Annotated in this window: 19 protein-coding genes; 5 read left to right on the plus strand and 14 right to left on the minus strand. The window is 65.4% G+C overall.

The genetic code is table 11. The features are described 5' to 3' along the window. Nucleotides 1-292: 292 nt before the first annotated feature. The 4 genes from ABZ194_RS29015 to ABZ194_RS29030 form a co-directional block, all read right to left on the minus strand. Nucleotides 293-529, minus strand: coding sequence for a helix-turn-helix domain-containing protein (locus ABZ194_RS29015; RefSeq protein WP_355600204.1), 237 nt, complete (start codon nt 527-529; stop codon nt 293-295). Nucleotides 530-534: 5 nt separating this feature from the next. Next, nucleotides 535-1,677: a site-specific DNA-methyltransferase gene (locus tag ABZ194_RS29020; RefSeq protein WP_355600205.1), complete on the minus strand. Its 1,143-nt coding sequence runs from the start codon at nt 1,675-1,677 to the stop codon at nt 535-537. A 221-nt stretch (nt 1,678-1,898) separates the two neighbouring features. Next, a complete protein-coding gene (locus ABZ194_RS29025) occupies nt 1,899-3,026 on the minus strand; it encodes a site-specific integrase (protein WP_355600206.1) in 1,128 nt (375 codons plus the stop codon). A 368-nt stretch (nt 3,027-3,394) separates the two neighbouring features. Beyond that, the gene (locus ABZ194_RS29030; protein ID WP_355600207.1) at nt 3,395-3,760 is read right to left on the minus strand and encodes a hypothetical protein; all 366 of its coding nucleotides are present in this window, start codon (nt 3,758-3,760) and stop codon (nt 3,395-3,397) included. A gap of 607 nt (nt 3,761-4,367) precedes the next feature. On the opposite strand from ABZ194_RS29030, the gene ABZ194_RS29035 reads away from it, so the two are divergent. Genes ABZ194_RS29035 through ABZ194_RS29045 form a run of 3 tightly spaced genes read left to right on the plus strand, consistent with a single transcriptional unit; the run spans nt 4,368 to nt 7,064 of the window. Beyond that, nucleotides 4,368-4,973: a GPP34 family phosphoprotein gene (locus ABZ194_RS29035; protein ID WP_355600208.1), complete on the plus strand. Its 606-nt coding sequence runs from the start codon at nt 4,368-4,370 to the stop codon at nt 4,971-4,973. A 28-nt stretch (nt 4,974-5,001) separates the two neighbouring features. Beyond that, on the plus strand, nt 5,002-6,474 hold the full coding sequence (locus ABZ194_RS29040) for an APC family permease (RefSeq protein ID WP_355600209.1): 1,473 nt from the start codon (nt 5,002-5,004) through the stop codon (nt 6,472-6,474). Then, nucleotides 6,471-7,064, plus strand: a complete 594-nt coding sequence (locus ABZ194_RS29045) for a GNAT family N-acetyltransferase (protein ID WP_355600210.1) — start codon at nt 6,471-6,473, stop codon at nt 7,062-7,064. Before ABZ194_RS29040 ends, ABZ194_RS29045 begins: the two co-directional genes overlap by 4 nt. 145 nt (nt 7,065-7,209) lie before the next feature. Here ABZ194_RS29045 and ABZ194_RS29050 read toward each other — a convergent pair whose 3' ends face one another. The 7 genes from ABZ194_RS29050 to ABZ194_RS29080 form a co-directional block, all read right to left on the minus strand. Continuing rightward, complete coding sequence (locus ABZ194_RS29050) at nt 7,210-8,049, minus strand: hypothetical protein (protein WP_355600211.1); 840 nt, start codon at nt 8,047-8,049, stop codon at nt 7,210-7,212. A 1-nt stretch (nt 8,050) separates the two neighbouring features. After that, nucleotides 8,051-8,317 carry a MoaD/ThiS family protein gene (locus tag ABZ194_RS29055; RefSeq protein WP_355600212.1) on the minus strand — a complete coding sequence of 89 codons (267 nt, stop codon included), beginning with the start codon at nt 8,315-8,317 and terminating at the stop codon, nt 8,051-8,053. Beyond that, a complete protein-coding gene (locus ABZ194_RS29060; RefSeq protein WP_355600213.1) occupies nt 8,314-9,654 on the minus strand; it encodes an acyl-CoA dehydrogenase family protein in 1,341 nt (446 codons plus the stop codon). Before ABZ194_RS29060 ends, ABZ194_RS29055 begins: the two co-directional genes overlap by 4 nt. A gap of 496 nt (nt 9,655-10,150) precedes the next feature. After that, nucleotides 10,151-10,690 carry a hypothetical protein gene (locus ABZ194_RS29065; protein ID WP_355600214.1) on the minus strand — a complete coding sequence of 180 codons (540 nt, stop codon included), beginning with the start codon at nt 10,688-10,690 and terminating at the stop codon, nt 10,151-10,153. 108 nt (nt 10,691-10,798) lie between these two features. Further along, nucleotides 10,799-11,461, minus strand: a complete 663-nt coding sequence (locus ABZ194_RS29070; protein ID WP_355600215.1) for a response regulator transcription factor — start codon at nt 11,459-11,461, stop codon at nt 10,799-10,801. Then, nucleotides 11,458-12,630 (minus strand): histidine kinase, encoded by a 1,173-nt coding sequence (locus tag ABZ194_RS29075; protein WP_355600216.1) that lies wholly within the window; start codon nt 12,628-12,630, stop codon nt 11,458-11,460. Before ABZ194_RS29075 ends, ABZ194_RS29070 begins: the two co-directional genes overlap by 4 nt. Before the next feature lie 440 nt (nt 12,631-13,070). After that, a complete protein-coding gene (locus ABZ194_RS29080) occupies nt 13,071-13,643 on the minus strand; it encodes an RICIN domain-containing protein (RefSeq protein WP_355600217.1) in 573 nt (190 codons plus the stop codon). A 296-nt stretch (nt 13,644-13,939) separates the two neighbouring features. On the opposite strand from ABZ194_RS29080, the gene ABZ194_RS29085 reads away from it, so the two are divergent. Beyond that, on the plus strand, nt 13,940-14,608 hold the full coding sequence (locus ABZ194_RS29085; protein WP_355600218.1) for a HEAT repeat domain-containing protein: 669 nt from the start codon (nt 13,940-13,942) through the stop codon (nt 14,606-14,608). A 6-nt stretch (nt 14,609-14,614) separates the two neighbouring features. Then, entirely contained in the window at nt 14,615-15,619 is a 1,005-nt protein-coding gene (locus ABZ194_RS29090; protein WP_355600219.1) for a HEAT repeat domain-containing protein, read from the plus strand. Nucleotides 15,620-15,739: 120 nt separating this feature from the next. Here the strand turns inward: ABZ194_RS29090 and ABZ194_RS29095 are convergent, their stop codons facing one another. From ABZ194_RS29095 to ABZ194_RS29105, 3 genes are all read right to left on the minus strand, one after another. Beyond that, entirely contained in the window at nt 15,740-16,300 is a 561-nt protein-coding gene (locus ABZ194_RS29095) for a TOPRIM nucleotidyl transferase/hydrolase domain-containing protein (RefSeq protein ID WP_355600220.1), read from the minus strand. A gap of 113 nt (nt 16,301-16,413) precedes the next feature. After that, nucleotides 16,414-16,734 (minus strand): plasmid stabilization protein, encoded by a 321-nt coding sequence (locus tag ABZ194_RS29100; RefSeq protein ID WP_355600221.1) that lies wholly within the window; start codon nt 16,732-16,734, stop codon nt 16,414-16,416. Nucleotides 16,735-17,168: 434 nt separating this feature from the next. After that, a partial coding sequence (locus tag ABZ194_RS29105) for a zinc ribbon domain-containing protein (protein ID WP_355600222.1) occupies nt 17,169-17,339 on the minus strand: 171 nt, incomplete at its 5' end.

Consider the following 17,339-nt stretch of genomic DNA (forward strand, 5'->3'; position numbering starts at 1 on the left):
ATCCGCAGCGAAAAGGGCATCCGCTTCGGCGGACGCCCCCTCCCACTTGCCGCGTGATCACCCAACCCGGTGAACGTTCCCGGTCACCGCACTAGTCAGCGGGGCATGCACAAAGACCTGAGGCACACCTGGGTCCATTGGACCAGAGACGTCCGACAGAAGAGCTGATCCTTTGAAATGGTCGAGGTGATGGGGGATGTGGGCGTAACGGTTCTTACTTCAAAAAGTAAGAGGCTTTCGGGCCACATAGCAGGCGTAGGCGTCACGTGGCCCGATTTGTAGCCCCGTAGGACTAATTGATCAGGTGATCACTTTCACAGCAGGGGTCTGCGGCGTCACAAGCCAAACCGAGAATCCGGAGAATCTCCGACGTAGGGACACGATAGGTTCCGCCAGCTTGTATGACTCGGCAGGGGAATTCGTCAAGCTTGACGAGGCGGTAGGCCGTGTTTCGGCTCAGGCCGAGGGCACGGGCTGCGGTGAGGAGTGGGACGACCGCGGGGAGGACCTGGACCTCGGCGATGGTCATGGGGGTCACTCGGCCTCGCCTCCTATGTCGGGACGCGACGAGAGTAGGCGTGCCTTGGCGAGGGCACAGTAGTCGGCGTTGAGCTCGATGCCGATGAACTGCCGTCCGAGGTGTCGGGCGGCAAGGGCGGTCGTTGCCGCTCCGGAGAACGGGTCGAGGACGGTGCCGCCGGGGCGGCAGCCTGCGGCAATGGCTCGTAGGGGGATGTCGATGGGGAACGGGGCGTAGTGGGCGCCCCGGTAGGGGCGAGTGGAGATGGTCCAGACGTCGCCGGGGTTGCGGCCGTTGGGGTGGGTGGTGTCGTGGGCTTGGCCGGTTGGCAGCAGCGCGTTGCCGTGTTGTCCGCCGTCGGTTGCCGCCTGGCCGTAAGTGCCGGGCGATGGCCAGGGCGTCTGGATGGAGGTGGGCTTGGTGGCGCCTCGGCGGGTTCGGCGGGATAGGGGGCGGTCTCCGGTGTACGGCTCGCGGACGGCGTCGAGGTCGAACCAGTAGAAGCGCTGCTTGACGAGCAGGAAGATCAGCTCGTAGCGGGTGGAGAGGCGGTCTAGGACCGGCTGGGGCATCGCGTTGGGCTTGTGCCAGACGATGGCGTTGCGCAGGATCCAGCCATTTTGCTGGAGGGCGAAGGCGACCCGCCAGGGCATGCCGAGCAGGTTCTTGGGCGGTACGGCAAGGCGGGCAAGGGGTCGTACGGCCGGTTGCCGCTGGTTGAAATCCGTGCCGCGGGCGTAGCCGTCGGAGTTGGCGGCGTAGACGTCGCCGAGGTTGAGCCAGCAGGTGCCGTCGTCGGCCAGCACCCTTCTGGCTTCGGCGAACGTCGTGCGGAGGGTGTCGACGTAGTCGTCGGGGGTGGGCTCCTGGCCGTACTGGCCGGGGCAGTAGTCCCGTAGCCCGTAGTAGGGCGGGCTGGTGACCAGGCAGTCGACGGACCGGTCCGGTATCTCGGAGAGGACTTCGCGGGCGTCGCCGAGGTAGAGCGTGGTGTGCTCGTCGCGCCAGTACGGAGTCCTCAGCGTGGCTCCCTCCTGTCTGGACGTCGTCTCGGTGAGAGCCGTAGCAGGCTGCGTTGTCGTCGTTTCACCGACGTCAGGATCTGCTGCCGGCGAGGTGGGAGAAGTTTGAAGCCAGGTACCGCGTGATGCTTCCACTCGTCGTTTGGGGCGGGATTCGGATACGCGATGTGAGTGCAGCAAGAGTGTCTGGCGTGGTTCTGGCGTGAGCTGTTCTCCCTGGTAGAAGGCATGCTGGGCCTCTGGCATCGCTCTGGCGGAGAGATTGCCGAGCGTATTTTCTGGGGACGCCAGGGCGATGCCGGAGGGCCGCCGGAGATCGCCGGCGGGGGACGCCAGAGCCAGGCCAGAGGCGGAATCTACACCGGGCTCCAGAAGCGAAATTCCCTCTCGCCCTGGAGAACGCGATGAGTACCGACTCGCTCGACACGGCCGGCATGGACCGCTCGCCGCTGGATGCCGCCGAGCACATCTTCCAGTTGGTGGCACTTGCCCCTGACGGCCTTGCCGTCGACGGCAGGCAGCTTGGTCACGAGCTTCCCCGTCGGCGTCTGCCGCTGACGGAGCTGCGTGACCTGTTGATCTCCTACCCGCTGATGAACGCCACCCGGGACATGGTCTGGCGCGAGCTGATCACTCGTGCGCGGCAGGACGGGGTGCAGTGGCTGGCAGGAGCGATCGGCGTTGCCGTTCCGGCGCTGCGCGGTATCAGCGGCAGGATCTGCCGCGGCTACGTTGCCGGTGAGGCGGCAGACATCGACACCGAGGTGCTGGCCGCGTTCATCGAAGCGGTGCGCGGTATCGACGTCGATGACGGCGCGACTGACCGTCAGGATTCGGGAGTGGACATCGAGGTCCCTGACACGCAGCTCGGTCAGCTCGCCCCAGCGCAGCCCTGTCTCGATGGCCGTCTCGACCAGGAGCCGGGTGTCACTGTCGGGGAGTGCTATATAGAGGGTGTTGAACTGCTCGGGATTGATGATCGTCAGCGGCTTCGCGACGACCGGCGGTGTCTTCACGCCCTTGCAGGGGTGCAGGTAAGTCACCTGGTCGTGGAGCGCGGTCGTGAAGACGGCGCTGAGGATGACCATGTTGCTCTTGATGGTCACCGGCGATACGCCGTTCTGCTTCATGGTGGCCACCCACTGGCGCACGTGCTCGGGCAGGATGTCGATCATCCGCAGGCTGCCGAACTCGGGGATTAGGTGCTTGTGGATGGAGTAGGTGTACTTCTGCCGGGTGGTCGCCTCCATCTCGTGGTTCGGCAGCCATACGTCCAGGACATAGCGCTCGAACGACTGACGCCCCCGCTTGGGGTCTCCGACTCGCCCCTCGGCAACCTTGGCCTCGGCCCTCTGCCAGGCCACGTCGGCGTCCTTCTTGTTGGAGAAGGTGCCCGCGGACTTCTCCAACCCCTTGATGTCGAAGTAGTAGGCGGTGTATCGCGCCTTGCCGTTGCGGCCGATCCGTTTGCGGGAGTAACCCACCGGTCGATCACCCCTTGATCGTTTGACCGTCATCTGACCGTGAGACCGGGCGTCAGCACGGGGGACGGTTGGTCACTTCAGGGCATCCGATCATGCCCTTCACCTGCAAGTTTACCCGTCCATGGGGTTCTGAACAGGGTGGCGGATACACGCTCCGTAAGCGCTGATAAGGAAGAGGTCCCAGGTTCAAGTCCTGGTAGCCCCACATAGTTCCCCCACCTCAGAGGCCAGATCCCAAGATCGCGGATCCGGCCTCTTGATCGTTTGACCGTCGACCGGAACCCCATCAGAGGGCACCGGCGTGTTCAAGTGAGTTTTCAAGGGCACCTTGATTGTTTTCTCGTGGAGCTGAGTGTTTACCTCTCGGTTCAAGAGCCATAGCGCTGGAAGATGTGGAACATCCGGCCGATCACCGTCTTGACCCGGGCCAGTGTCCAGTGCCGGTCGGCCCAGCCGTGCGCGGCCGGTCCCCGCAGCAGTGCGTCCCGCAGCCGGGCGAACTGCTCCTGGCTTAGTCGCGGCAGCGACGTCGGCCCTTTGGAGGCCAGTGCCGTACTGCCCCGCTGTGCCCAGGCCCGGTGCCGGCGGTTGGCCGGCATCCGCGTGACCCGCAGTTGCCTGGCGACCTCGATGTCACCATGCCCACGGGCGAACAACTCGGCCGCGCGCAGCCGTACCTGCTCGCGCTTGGTTCGTTGTGCGGCGGTCAGCCCGCAGCCTTGCGCGTACCGCATGACCTTGGGATACCGCCAGAAGTGAACATTTCCACACGATCGGCGAACATCGCGAGCTAAAGATCAGTGATCAGATGATACTCGGCACACGGCTTGATCCAACAAACCACCGGTACTGTCTGAAACGGTACGGACGGGCCGCAACGTCTGAAACGGTGAGGTGTCCGAGCGCGGCTCCGCACTCCACGCGGACGCGCACGACGCCCGCTACCACCGCGTCGGGGGGCGAGGAAGCCTGCGCGGTATTACGCCAGTCTCAAACTGCCAAAAATCCCCGCATTAAAATCCCGTGGAGATTCGTCGGGATTCACGGGGCCGCGCTTACGGGAGCCGTCTGACCGGGGTTGTTCCGGCTCCGGCGAGCCTTGGCGGGCCGCTTCCCGACACCCGCCCGCAACTGGCCAAAAATATGTAAATCCTTGGATTCGCCGAAATCTTCGAGACGCCTCTCGACATAGCTCCAGGCTGTTGGCTATCTTCCCGTCTCTTCAGTTCCCGTCTGGCCGGCCTATGTCCGGCGCCGGAACTTCGTTCGCGTAATGACAAGTTTAATGATTTAGCTATACGATCGCCGTTCGTGGTTGGAGTTGATCTTTCAAGAACCCGATTGGCCAACGACCTGTTCTTTGTCATGCACGACAACGCGACCGGCCGGATGAGGCTTCATGCCCGCCTGACCGGTCTGGGGCTGGCCGCCGCCATCCTGGGAGAACTGATGCTCGCCGGGCGGACAACCGTGGGATCGGCGGCGGGGCAGACACGGCTCGTCGTTCTCGACGCGGCGCCGCCCGGAGACGCGCTCACCAGGACCGCCCTGGACCACATCATCGCCGAACCCTCGCATCGCCTCCATACCTGGTTGCAGTTCCTCGCCCGTACGGCACCCGCCGACGTGGCGGCCCGGATGACCGCCGACGGGCTGCTGCGCCTGCCCGGCAGACGCCCGTCGCGGAGGCGGGCACCGGTCGACGTGAACATCGCGGCGTGGCCCGGCGGACGCGTCAACCTGGCGATCCAACGCCGTGAGCCACTCAGCGTCCAGGACAGCGTCCTGCTGGGGCTGCTTGTCGCGACCGGCGGCAGCCGGCTCGTTTTGTGGGAGCAGAACCCGAGATACCTCTCCGATTCGATCACCGCCCTCCCGGCGCCGCTCCAGGAACTGATCGCCCAGACCGAGGCTGCCGTAGGTGACTCCATCATCAGCCGCCGGTGAACCCACCCCCCTCACTCCAAGGATCCCAATGTCCGTGACAGAACGAAGGGCCGGCGCCGTTTCCGCCGCGCTCGCCCAGGACCGCCTCGGTGTGCCGTCGGTGGTGTTCTTCGTCATCTCGGCGGCGGCGCCGCTGACTGTCATCGGTGGCTCGGTGACCGCCGCCTACGCCGCGACCGGCGTGACCGGCGTGCCGCTCGCCTTCATCCTGCTCGGAGCCATCCTAGGCCTGTTCGCCGTCGGCTATGTGACGATGGCCCGTTACGTCGTCAACGCCGGGGCGTTCTACGCGTACACCGCGAAAGGACTTGGCAGGCCGGTGGGGGTGGCGACCGCGTGGGTCGCGTTGCTGGCCTACAACGCGCTCCAGGTGGGTCTCTATGGCATGCTCGGTACAGCCGCCCAGCCGCTGATCGCCGGCTGGTTCGGAAGCTCTCCGCCCTGGTGGGTCATCGGGCTGGGTGCCTGGGTGCTGACCGGGGTGCTCGGCCTCATGCGGGTCGACGTAAACGGGAAGGTCCTGTCGGTCCTGCTGCTGACGGAGATAGCCCTCGTCGTCGTGTTCGACATCGCGGACCTGATCAACCCGGCGGCCTCGGGCTACAGCCTCGACGTTTTCGCCCCGTCGAACCTCCTCGTCCCCGGGATCGGTGCGGTGGTCGCGATCTGCAGCGCGTCCTTCGCGGGCTTCGAGTCGTCGGTGGTGTTCTCCGAGGAGACCAAGGACCCGGGGCGCACGGTGCCGATCGCGACCTACGTCGCACTCGCCGTCATCTCCGGGCTCTACGCCGTGTCGTCCTGGGCGATGACCGTGCCGATCGGCTCGGACAAGATCGTCGAGACCTCGCGCGAGCAGAGTTCGGCCCTCCTGTTCAACCTGGCCGGGCAGCACCTGGGTGCAACCATCGCCACCATCGGCTCCTTCCTCTTCGTGACGAGCCTTTTCGCCGCGCTGATCGCCTTCCATAACACGATCTCCCGCTACGTCTTCGCCCTCGGCAGGGAGAGGGTGCTGCCCGAGACCTTCGGTCGTACTTCCCCCCGGACCGGTGCCCCGATCAGCGGCTCGCTGGCGCAGAGTGTCATCGGGCTGGTCACGATCGTCATATACGCGATCTTCGGCCTGGATCCGGTCGTCCAACTGTTCTTCACTGTCGGATCGTTTGGTGGCCTGGGACTGCTCATGATGCTGGCGGCCACCTCGATCTCCGTGCTGGTCTTCTTCGCCAAGAGCCCCAACGAGGAGAACGCCTGGCGGACCAGGGTCGCCCCGGGTATCTCCTCGGTCCTGCTGATCGTGGTCATCGTGCTCGTCATGGCCAACTTCGACACTGTGCTCGGCGTGGCCCCCGACTCCCCGCTGCGCTGGATCATGCCCGCCGTCTACTTCGTCGCCATGGGGCTCGGCGTCATGTGGGGACTCACCCTGCGGGCCAACCGGCCGAAGGTATACGCGAACATCGGGCGGGGCGCCCAGGCGGCCGTGGGAGGGACCAAATGACAGAGATCATTCGCGTTCAGAACGCTCCCGGAGCCGCCGAGACCATCGGCGCGATCATCGCCGCCTCCTTCCACGAGCAGGAGATCTCGGCCTGGATGATCCCGCCGGACGACGACCGCCGCCGGGTGATGCCCTCCTTCTTCTCCATGATCACCGAGAGTGCCCTCATCCACGGCGAGGTCCACGCGACGGCCGACATGTCCGCCGTGGCCGTGTGGTTCCACAAGGGCGCCGAGCCGCTTCCCGAGATCCCCGACCGGGGCGCCCGGGTGGAGGCGTTCGCCGGTCCCCACGCGGAGCGCATCGGGCAGCTGGGGGAGGAGATGGACAGGCGCCACCCCCACAACCCGCACCACTACCTGGCGTTCCTCGCCGTGCTCCCCGGGCACCAGGGACGGAAGACGGGGACCCGGCTGCTCAAGAAGTACCACCGCGGGCTCGACGAGGCGGGCATACCCGCGTACCTGGAGGCCAGCAGCACCCGCAGCCGCAGGCTCTACCTGCGCCACGGCTATCAGGACCTCGGCGGCCCGATGTTCATGCCCGACGGCCCGCCGATGTTCCCGATGTGGCGCCCGTCGAACCCCTGACCCGAGTGCTGCCCCCTGCCCCCGCCGCCAGGCGAGGTCCCGGTGATCGCCTGCACCTCCCGCCGGCTCATCTCCTGCAGCGGCACGCCGTCGCAATAGCATTCTGGCGTTAGGCGCATGGTGGAGGTGCGTGGGCAATGGATCGTCAGATGGCATCAAGTATTTCCCAGATATGCAAATGAGGCTTTTGGCTGGCCGGCAACTGAAAAGTGTGTTCGAAAATAGCATGCTTGGTGTCACGGCTCATATAAGCCTGGGTGAGGGTGCAGCAGCGATCGAAAACAAACATAGGACGGCGGTAAGAGGCAATGAGACGTCGAACCGGTGCGCCTACCGCCTGGCGGACAATGTCGTTGGACGAGGAAAATGTTTCGAAAAGGCGTTCGCGAGCAGTAGTGGCCATTTCGGACATCTCCACGAATGACCATTGATCGGCCACTTCGCAGTAGGTGCGGGTCAGTGTGGTTTCCTGTCGTTGCACAGCGACCAATTGTGGGCCACGCTGGAAGAGGGGTGTGGCACGTGCCTGACCGGTAAACGTCTCGGTGGATTGACGCTGATCGGCAGGGAATCGAGCGAGCAGGGACTCGGGAAGCTGACCCAGCTGAGCAGAAAGGCTGTCGGAATCAACTAATGTCAGGACACGCAGAATTATACGCACCCGAGCGACTGGACGGTTACCGGCCTGGTAGTCCACGGCGAGACTCAACCATTCACCGGTACGGTTGACGGCCATTCCTACATGCATCTCCAGCCAGGAGGCATCGGCGAAGCACAGGTCGGGGGGCACGTAGTCTAAGTGCACGGTGCGAATAACCATGGCAGCACGGTGGTGATAAATGAAATCGGGAAAGGTTGTCAGGTGTTCGGCCATGTAACGCGCCAAGCCGTTCATCGCTATATCCAGCAGGGTGCGGGGGCGTAGTTGCAGGGCACTGAACTGGGTGGGGTATAAAGCTTCTTTGAATACTGTGTGGTTGGTCATGTCAGCCTCCAGCTATGGCGGTAATGAACTCCACCTCATCCGTTTCTTTCAGTGACATGTTTAAGGAGGGTTTGCTGACCTGCTCACCATTCAGGAAGACCTGGTGGGCGCGGCGAACTTGCCCGCTACCGTCGCGTAGGACGCTCTTTATTTGAGGGTGGCACTTCTCAAGCTGCTCCAGAGCGGCGCCAAGAGTGTCGGCCTTTATTTGGATAGAACGTTGATAGTTCACCAGACGCAACAAGATGCCACTGAACAGGAATGTCATGTTACATCGATCCTTTCTTGTATATTCGGACGTGGGGTGGACGTCAGATCGCGACTGGCACATAGTCCAAGGTTGATCTCCAACAGATCCTGTGTGCCGGCACCAGCGATGAAACCGAAGTAGTCCCGCAAGTACATGCCGTAGCGCGGGTCGCCGTAATAGGCGTGGCCTCCTAGTACTCGGAACACTTCGTCCATCAGCACCAGAGCCTGTTTGGTCGAGTGGTACTTGGCCGCCGAGATAACTGAATCGAACACAGGGTGAGTTGCGCCTTGGTCGAAGTGTTCCTGTGCCCAATACGCCATGGCTCGCGAGGTCTCCAAGGCCACGTACATCCGGCCAACGGCCGCCTGCACATTGGGCAGATTTATGAGCGCATGACCGTAACGCATCCTTTTATGGAGCTGTGCTACGGTTTGCTCCAATAGCATTCGCATCTGCCCAGGAGTGTAGGAAGCGATCGACATGCGCCGAGAGTTGAGGAAGGTTTGAGCGTTGCTTAAGCCGTCAGTCGGCGCGATTACACGCTCGGCGGGCACTGAAACGTCATTGAGCGTCAGTTGGGCTGTCCCCGCGGTGCGCAAACCGAGTCCGTTGGTCGCAGTGATTTCTACGCCTTTGTCTGTGGCCTCGACCAAGCAAGCGATCATGTCACCCTGCTCGGTGGAGGCGTAGGTAAGAAATACATCGGCGAGCATGCCGCCGGTGATGAATTCCTTGTGCCCCGACAACCTAAATCCTGATCCGGAGGTGACCGCTCGGGTGCGCATGGAGAACAGGTCTGTTCCCTCGGAGAAGGCCAGTGCAGGCAAGCGCTCGCCGCGAGCTATCGGCAGCGCGTAGGAATGCACAAGTCGTTGTGTTCCGGCCTCAGCCACCAGGAGTGCGATATTGGTGTGGATGCTCAGCAGCAGCGGGAAGGCCGGGTCCTCACATAGATAACCGATCTCTTCTAACACCGCTCCACGAGTCACAGCATCGGCATCCTGCCCTCCCAATGAGGCTGGCAGAAACAAACCATGTAGTCCTGCCGCACCTGCGGCGGCGAAGAGTTCCTTGGGCGGCGGAGCGTCCGTGCTATAGCGATCTGCTGCACTTGTCCCGATCTCCTTTAAAAGCTTGCCCCATCGTGTGCGAACCAAATCGGCGGCCTGTTCTCTTCGCATACGCATGTCGTCCCCCTCGCTGTTACATCCACTGCAATAAATAAACATATTATTTACCGTATCCGGGTGATTCGCATCAGGCGCCGGCAAGGGAAGGATGCTCTTGATCGCACAGTGGCCGATCTGGCCGAAATCTCGGCTAGCACACACCGTCCCCTCTTTGCGATCCATTTTATTAATGGCGTCTCTCCGGTAAGTCTGCCCATCAAGCCGGCCCGCAGGCAAGGAAGCTTTTCCTTACTTCTGGGTTTAACCGGTTGTAGCTCTGCTGACAGTCTGACTCGACATGCTCGCTGCGGACCAGGTCACTAGATGATTTTTCGGCTCCGCCCTCCCTGCGCTGCCACCCATTTGATCTACGAGAAGACCGAAAAAAATAGTTGCCCCATCCAGGGGCATCCAAAAGTGGCGCCAGATTCCGTCTGTACGCTCCCCAAATCTAGCTGGATGTGTCTTCCCAATTTTTATTGGATCCGGCGAAGCGAGAAGACGGAGCGCTTACCGCTTCGCTAGAAACGGAAGATCAGGCACTGAGGAGCACAGGAAACTACAGCGGAAAGCCGGGAGGTCAGGATGGTGCGATAGGCGGATCGCCAGCCACGGCGGCTTTCTGGCAGGCCGCCTCCAGCCGGGCGTCGAAGTATTTGCCCACCAGATTCAGGACGGCCTACGCCGAACGCAGCCAGTGCGGCACCGGACCGTCCAACGGTTTGGCGATCACCTCGGTGGTCGCGGGGCCGGTCTGGTCAACCCGGTCGCGGCACCACTGTGGGGTGCGCGTGTGGAACACGATTTTCTTCGGCGGGCAGTCCGAGACATCGGTGGCCCAGCCTTTGTCCTTGCGGACGTAGGTCTTGCCCAGCTCGCCGTAGTGGCGCGGATGTCGACCAGTTGCCCGATCAGCTTCCAGGGCACCAAGTAAAGAGTCTTCCCGCACTAAGGGCTTGCAGATAGTTAATCCGTAGCTTTCGGAGATGCCGCCCGTTGGCCGTGTCCGAGCCGTCACCGCGTTGCCGTCCCCGTCCCGGCCGCGGACGATCCTCTCGACCGACGGCCCGTCGATCACGGCCGCCGCGACACCCGGTGTGCCGTAGACGGAGCGGTAGTCGTCGACCAGCCGTTCGCCGGTGGCATGGGCCGGTGCCGTCCAGCCGGGCAGCAGGGCGACGAGCACACCGCCGAGGACGAGGGCGAGGAGGGAGGTCACGCGAGGAAAGCGGAGACGTAGGAAATGCACGACGTCGAACCTAGGCCGGGCGTCACCGGCCGACATCACCCGAAGGGGTGAGCCGGCACCACCGGGCAGGATGGAATCTCAGTCAGGCAGATCGCCGCGACTCACAAGCCCGTTCTCGTACGCGTGGATCACCGCGTGCACGCGGTCGCGCAGGTCCAGTTTCTGCAGGACGGCCCGGACGTGCGACTTCACCGTGTTCTCGCTCAGTACCAGTTCCGCGCGGATCTCGCTGTTGGACCTGCCGCGGGCGAGCAGGCCGAAGATCTCGACCTCGCGCGGGGTGAGGCCGTCCAGGGCCGCCGTCCTCCGCATCGGCACCCGCCGTACGAGATCGAGGATCGTCGCGGCCACCCCCGGAGCCAGCGCCGACGTCCCGGAGGCGACGTCGCACACGGCCTGGGCCAAGGCGGCGGGCCGGACGTCCTTGGTCAGATAGCCGCTGGCACCGGCCCGGATCGCGGCCACGACCAGTTCGTCGTCATCGAACGTCGTCAGCATGAGCACCCGGGTCGCCGGTGCGATCCTGACGATCTCCGCCGTGGCTGCGACCCCGTCCATGCGCGGCATGCGGATGTCCATCAGCACCACGTCCAGGCGGTGCCGCCGGACGACCTCGATCGCGTCGCCGCCGTTCGCGACGTCGTGGGTGACCTCGATGCGTTCGTCGGCCGACAGCACCGTACGGAGCGAGACCCGCAGCAACTCCTGATCGTCGACGAGCATGACACGGATCCCGGTCATGCCCCCTCCTTCGTGGGGAGCCGCGCCCGCAGCACCCACCCGTCGTCCCCGTCGTCGATCGACAGGGTGCCGCCTGCGGTACGCACACGTTCCTCGATCCCTATCAAACCGGTCCCCTGGCCGCCGACGTCGCGAAGCGCCTTGCCGCCGTCGTCGCGCACCTCCACCATCACCTCGGCCGGGGTCCAGCGCAGGCGAACGGTCACCTCGACCGGTGGTTCGAGGTGGCGCAGCGCGTTGGTGATGCCCTCCTGCACGCTTCGGACCGCCGCGACCTCGGCACTCAGGCTCAGCGGGCGCCGCTCACCCACCTCCGCGAATGTCACCGCGTGGAGCGGGCTCGCCGCCGAGGCCACGAGGTCGGGGAGGGTATCGAGTGAGATCGGGACCTCTCGGGGCCGGGGGTCGGCGCGCGGCGCCACGGTGGCCGGGCCCAAGGTGGCCAGCATCGCTCGCAGACCTTGGTGGGCGTCCCGGCCGGCATCGGCGATGGCGCCGAGTTCGCGGCGGGTCGCCGGATCCGCCGTCGTCACCGCCGCGGCCTCGATCCGCGCGACCATGACGGTGACCGTGTGGGCGATCACGTCGTGCAGGTCGCGGCGGATGCCGGCCCGTTCGTCCGCGACCGCGGCGGCCAGCCGTTCGCTCTCGGCTCGCCGGTCGGCCTCGTGCCTGCGGCGTATCAGCAGGGCGGCGAGCCACACGCCGCCGACCATGAGCATCAGCAGCCCGCCTTCGACCAGGCGGGTCCAGCCAGGGGTGTCAGGGGGCAGCCGGGTCCACGCCACCAGCTCGGTGAGGACGACCCCGAGCGCGGCGACGGCCAACGCAACCACCGAGGACCTGACCGAGACCCGGGTGGTCAGCCGCCACAACGTGAGGGGGAAGCACACGGCCGAGGGCAGCATGTTCGGTGACCAACTCAGGAAGGGCGTCATCACCAGGACGAGCATTGCCAGCGAGCCGATCGCGTACCCCACCCACGGCCGTCGATGGGCCACCACCGCCCCCACATGGAGCAGGACGGCGGCGCCCACCGCGACGAAGATCTGCCACAGGTCCGCGCCGAGGTGCCAGACGCCCGCGAGGATGAGCACCGTCAGGAGAGCCAGGACCACGTGCGTCACCACCGTCGCCGGCGATGTGCTCCGGTGCTGGGGGGCTGTCACGGTCGTCGCCTTCCGGTGGGCTCGTGGTGGGGAGCCGTGCCTGGCTCGACGTGCCACAGGATAGCCAGCAGCGGGCAGGCCGATCCTGGTGCCCCGCCACGAACCCGCCGGTCTGCCGGTCACCGCGCCATCGCTGAACGGGCCGGACACCGATCCGCGGGTCCCGGGAAATGGTCGTGCTCGATTCATCACGGGCGAACCGCTCGGCCGCCTGCGGCCGTAGTCGTTCACGGAACGCTCTTCGCCCGGCGGACAGCCCTCCGCCTTGTGCGTACCTCATGATGTCGGTCTACCCGGCGATCACGACACGTCGGCAGGTGAGGCACCGCCAGTTCAACCTCGGTAACGGCACCGCGTCGGTCGCCGCGTGAGGGCCCGTCGCCGGTTCCAGGTCCGGGACGACTGCGCCCACGCGCGGCGTCCGATTACGGCGGGTGGGCTCAGAGGAGCTTCCATTCCTGGTAGGGCAGGTCGCTGGAGCAATCCTGCTGGACCACGAGGACCCCGTCGGCGAGACTCCCTTGCGGGACCGTCAGGCACTTGCCGCTGTGGCGGGCGACCAGGCTGAAGTAACCGTTGGGCCGCTGGACGAGCCGCCATTGCTGTTGGGTCGTGTGGTAGCCGGTGTCGCAGGTCTGCTGGATGACCGACGCCTGGTCGGTATTGGCCCCGCCCTGGACCTCCAGGCACTTGCCGCTGTGCTGGGCGCGGACGGTGTAGGAGTTGTCTGCGAGGAATCCGTTCGCGAGGTCGCTGTTGTAGGCGGCGACAAAGTTCCACGTCTGGTTGTCGGGCGCGTCGTAGCAATGCCACTGCTGGACGGGTTGCCCGGCAGCCTGGATCGCGCCCGGGACGTCCAGGCACTTGCCGCTGTGGTTGACCATCAGCTTCGCCCTGAACAACGGGGCGTTGCCCGCGGCCGCCGCCGGCGTGGCGGGGCCGGCGGCCAGCATCGTCCCGCTGACCGCCAGCGCGCACAGGCCGGTGGCGAGTACTCGTCGGGGTGCCTTCAAGGTGATCTCCCTTGGTCGAGGTTGCCCGTCTGGACTGGGGGACGCATCTCAGACACATCTCATGTGTATATGAAGGGCGCCGTGGAGACACTGAACGACGCGGCGGAACAGATGCTCCGTGTCTCCCTCCCGCGCCACACCCACCGCCCCAGACTCAAAGGAACGTGTCACCAGCCGCCAAAGAGGCGGCAACGCCGTGCGCTGGACGCCTTCGCGGCCCGGTTCGGTCGCGGCGTGATCCCGCTTGACCTTGACACAGTGACAAGGTCTTCACTGTAGTCAAGGAGGTGGTCCCGATGACCGTGCCGAAACAGGACACGGATACGATTCGAGCTTTCCAGGGGCTGGAGGACAGCCGCTCGTCAGTGCGGCTGCGGGCGGCGCTGGCGGTCGGCACGACCCCTGACCCGCGGTTCATCGGCAAGCTCGTCGAACGATGCGCGATCGAACCCGAGTTCTATGTGCGCGACATGCTGACGTGGGCACTCACCCGTCACTCGGCATCGATGACGGTCCCGGAGCTTCTCAAGGAACTCCGCTCCGAGCACGCGCAGGCACGAAGCCAGGCGTTGCACACGCTGTCCAAGATCGGGGATCGGCAGGCGTGGCCGGCGATCACACGGGCGCTTCTCTCCGACGCCGACGATGAGGTGGCGCGGAGCGCTTGGCGGGCAGCGGTCGTGCTCGTGCCCGAAGGTGAAGAGCCCGAGTTGGCCGCAGTGTTGTCGACACAGCTCGGGCGCGGGGAACGTGAGACGCAGTTGAGCCTCAGCCGGGCGCTGGTCGCGCTCGGTGAGGTGATTTCGCCGACTCTGCGCGCTGCGATGACGGATCTCGACCCTCGCGTGCGCGCGCACGCGATCGCCACGGAACGGCTGTTGCGCGACCCGGATGCCGGATTCGAGTTCGCGATCGAGGAGGCGAAGCGCGTCGTAGCCCTTGGCGGGACCAGCCAGGAGGGGTGACAGGCGGTGTTGATCGGTGATGTGGCACGACGGTCCGGGGTCAGCGCCCGCATGCTCAGGCATTACGACTCGCTCGGCCTGGTGCGGCCAACGGGTCGTACCGAGGCCGGCTATCGGGAGTACTCCAGCGGGGACGTCCAGCGGATCTTCCATATCGAGAGCCTGCGGTCGCTGGGGCTGTCGCTGCGTGAAGTCGGGCGCGCGCTCGATGATCCCGGCTTCACGCCCTCAGAGCTCGTCGACGACCTCATCCGCCAGACGCGAGAACGCATCGCGGATGAGACGGAGCTGCTCACGCGACTCAGCCGGATCGGTGCCGCGGAACCCGCCGGCTGGGAGGACGTCCTCCAGATCGTCGCACTCCTCCAGGCGTTGGGGTCAAAGAGCGCCGGCAAGCGCCAGCGCGCGGCCCTGTCCTCGGTTGAAGAGGTTCCGGTGCCGGTGGAGGCGCTGGTCGAGGCAGCGCTGAGCGAGACGGATCCGAACGTCGCCGGAGCCCTTCGATGGGCTCTGGCGCGATCGGGCGACGGCGGACTGGCGCTGCTGGCGGAGGGCCTCGGCTCACCGGTGGCCGAGGTTCGGAAACGTGCCGTTCAGGCCATCGCTGAGATTCCGAACGGTGAGGCGATCGCACTGCTGCGGGACGCCATCGGGAGCCCCGACATCGTGGTCCGCAGGTATGCGGCTCTGGCGCTCGGGGCACGTGGGGGAGCCGACGTGGTCCCGACGCTCATCGATATGGTCGTCGAGGGGGCGAATGACGTCGATGCGGCCGATGCGCTGAGCGCGCTGGCGAGTCGTCCCACGTTGGCGGATCAGATCGCCACCGGGCTCGTTGATCGTCTCGCCCACGGCACCGTTGGATCGTCTGCACGTCGGCGGCTGACGCAGGCGCTCGCCGATATCCCGGGAATCACAGCGTCACGGGCGCTCGCAGATCTGTCACATGACGAAGACCGTGCCGTTGCGCTTACCGCGGCATACATTCTCAAGATACGCAACGCCCGATAACGGATCTTTCCCGGGGCGCTGTGTGCGGGGCACAGTTGTCGCCGGTCACCGCCGACAGGGTCACGGCATCGCCGAGGAGCCCGGTCGTACCGCGATTCACCGCCGCGCGGTACGACTGTCTTATAGGTGGGCCAGCAGCATATCCAGCGGCCGCGGCGCGCGATCGAGATCAAGTGCCGCGACAAGCGGGCCGGAGTAGCGGATCTTGCGCCCACCGCCTGATCCCATGAACCGGCGCAGCTGGTCGTGAGTGGTGCTCCCGCGCCATGCGGGTTGTTTCTGGAGCGTGCGAAATGAGCGGAGTTCGCCCTCGGCGTCGACAACGCGCTCAACCGCGGCGGTGCCGAGGGCGCGGATCAGCTCGTCTTCCAGGTCGGCGACGCAGACGAAGAATCCGAGCGCCTCCAGATCGCCTCGGCTGAGATCGGATCCAAGGCCAGCGCGCTCCAGGCTCCTCCGGAAGTCGCCTTCCTCCCCGGCGTCGCACAGGCCGGCCAGCCGGAGATCGCGACCGGGAGGGCCGAACCTGCCGATATACGTCCCGATGTTCGTGGCACCGCCCATCGCCACAAGGGAGATGCCTTCGGCCGCCAGGTTCCGGCCACGGCGCTCGGCCAACGCCTCGACGGCCGACTTATCACTGGCCCCCTCGACCAGGACGACGGTTCGTATGTCGCTCATGAGCCCAGCCTCGCATCGATATGCGGGGCTCACGCGATCGGCGGCGGGCGACGTCGATGAGCGCGCGCAGCTCGCTCCCGCAGCCCGGATTCGTATGAGCGCGAAGGCGCGGTCTAGGTGAGAGCCTTCTCCAGCTGAGCCTTCGTCATCTTCGAGCGGCCTTTGACCCCCCGGCGCCTGGCCTCGGCGTACAGCTGATCCCGCGTCCGGCCGCCCGCACCGGAGTGCGAGCGCAGCCCGCCGCGCCGCGATGAGGAGATGTCCTGGGTCGAGGTACGGCTGGCGGTCCGCGACTCACCGGACCTGGCCCGCTCCTTGTTCACCGTGCGCGCCGCGATCTCCGCCGCGCGCTCCTCGCTCTCTCCGCGGCTGCGGGCGCTGTCCTTTATGTGCTCGTACTGCCGCTCTCGTTTCGGACTCGATCCCCGAGGCATGACGATCTCCTTTCGTCGGGGTTCTCGATGCGGCGTTCGCCGCTTATATCCCTAGTCGTTCCATGCCCGCAGGGCGCTCGTGCATGCGCGGTGAACCAGTCGCTGGTCAGCGTGTCGAGCAGGTCACCGACGGGCGGGTCGGCTCTTTTCGAAAGCCGATGCCGCGCCCGGCGGCACTCTGGCGGACACCCCTTTGGGAGAGATTTACCACACGGCGCTTTAAAGCATCTTCTGGGGGATATATCGACGACGATTGGGGGCGATCGCGTGCCCTCACAGGGGACCGGGCCTCATGGAAGGGAGAAGCCTCTTGACATCCTCCCCTCCCTGAAGAGAGGGGATTCCAACCGTCGCCGGTTGGGCTTCCTGTTTCACAGCCGGTCGCCCGCCCGAAAGGATTTCCGTTGGGGTCTTACACCGGCTCCGCAGGCGTTTTACCTCTCCGCCGGCCCGGCGGCGAGGATGTTGATCGCGGCGTTCACATCCCGGTCGTGGTGCGCGCCGCAGGGACAGGTCCACTCCCGGACGTTCAGCGGCATGGACGGGGCGATGCTCCCGCAGGCCGAGCAGAGCTTGGAGGAGGGGAACCAGCGGTCCACAACCAC

The sequence above is a fragment of the Streptosporangium sp. NPDC006007 genome (assembly GCF_040614315.1).
Lineage (GTDB): Bacteria > Actinomycetota > Actinomycetes > Streptosporangiales > Streptosporangiaceae > Streptosporangium.

Bases quoted from the DNA above. Each gene is read 5' to 3' on its own strand.
- ABZ194_RS29085 (WP_355600218.1), top strand. From the start codon at position 13,940: ATGACCGTGCCGAAACAGGACACGGATACGATTCGAGCTTTCCAGGGG.
- ABZ194_RS29045 (WP_355600210.1), top strand. From the start codon at position 6,471: ATGACAGAGATCATTCGCGTTCAGAACGCTCCCGGAGCCGCCGAGACC.
- ABZ194_RS29095 (WP_355600220.1), bottom strand. From the start codon at position 16,300: ATGAGCGACATACGAACCGTCGTCCTGGTCGAGGGGGCCAGTGATAAG.
- ABZ194_RS29015 (WP_355600204.1), bottom strand. From the start codon at position 529: ATGACCATCGCCGAGGTCCAGGTCCTCCCCGCGGTCGTCCCACTCCTC.
- ABZ194_RS29100 (WP_355600221.1), bottom strand. From the start codon at position 16,734: ATGCCTCGGGGATCGAGTCCGAAACGAGAGCGGCAGTACGAGCACATA.
- ABZ194_RS29055 (WP_355600212.1), bottom strand. From the start codon at position 8,317: ATGACATTCCTGTTCAGTGGCATCTTGTTGCGTCTGGTGAACTATCAA.
- ABZ194_RS29030 (WP_355600207.1), bottom strand. From the start codon at position 3,760: ATGCGGTACGCGCAAGGCTGCGGGCTGACCGCCGCACAACGAACCAAG.
- ABZ194_RS29050 (WP_355600211.1), bottom strand. From the start codon at position 8,049: ATGACCAACCACACAGTATTCAAAGAAGCTTTATACCCCACCCAGTTC.
- ABZ194_RS29040 (WP_355600209.1), top strand. From the start codon at position 5,002: ATGTCCGTGACAGAACGAAGGGCCGGCGCCGTTTCCGCCGCGCTCGCC.
- ABZ194_RS29070 (WP_355600215.1), bottom strand. From the start codon at position 11,461: ATGACCGGGATCCGTGTCATGCTCGTCGACGATCAGGAGTTGCTGCGG.
- ABZ194_RS29060 (WP_355600213.1), bottom strand. From the start codon at position 9,654: ATGGATCGCAAAGAGGGGACGGTGTGTGCTAGCCGAGATTTCGGCCAG.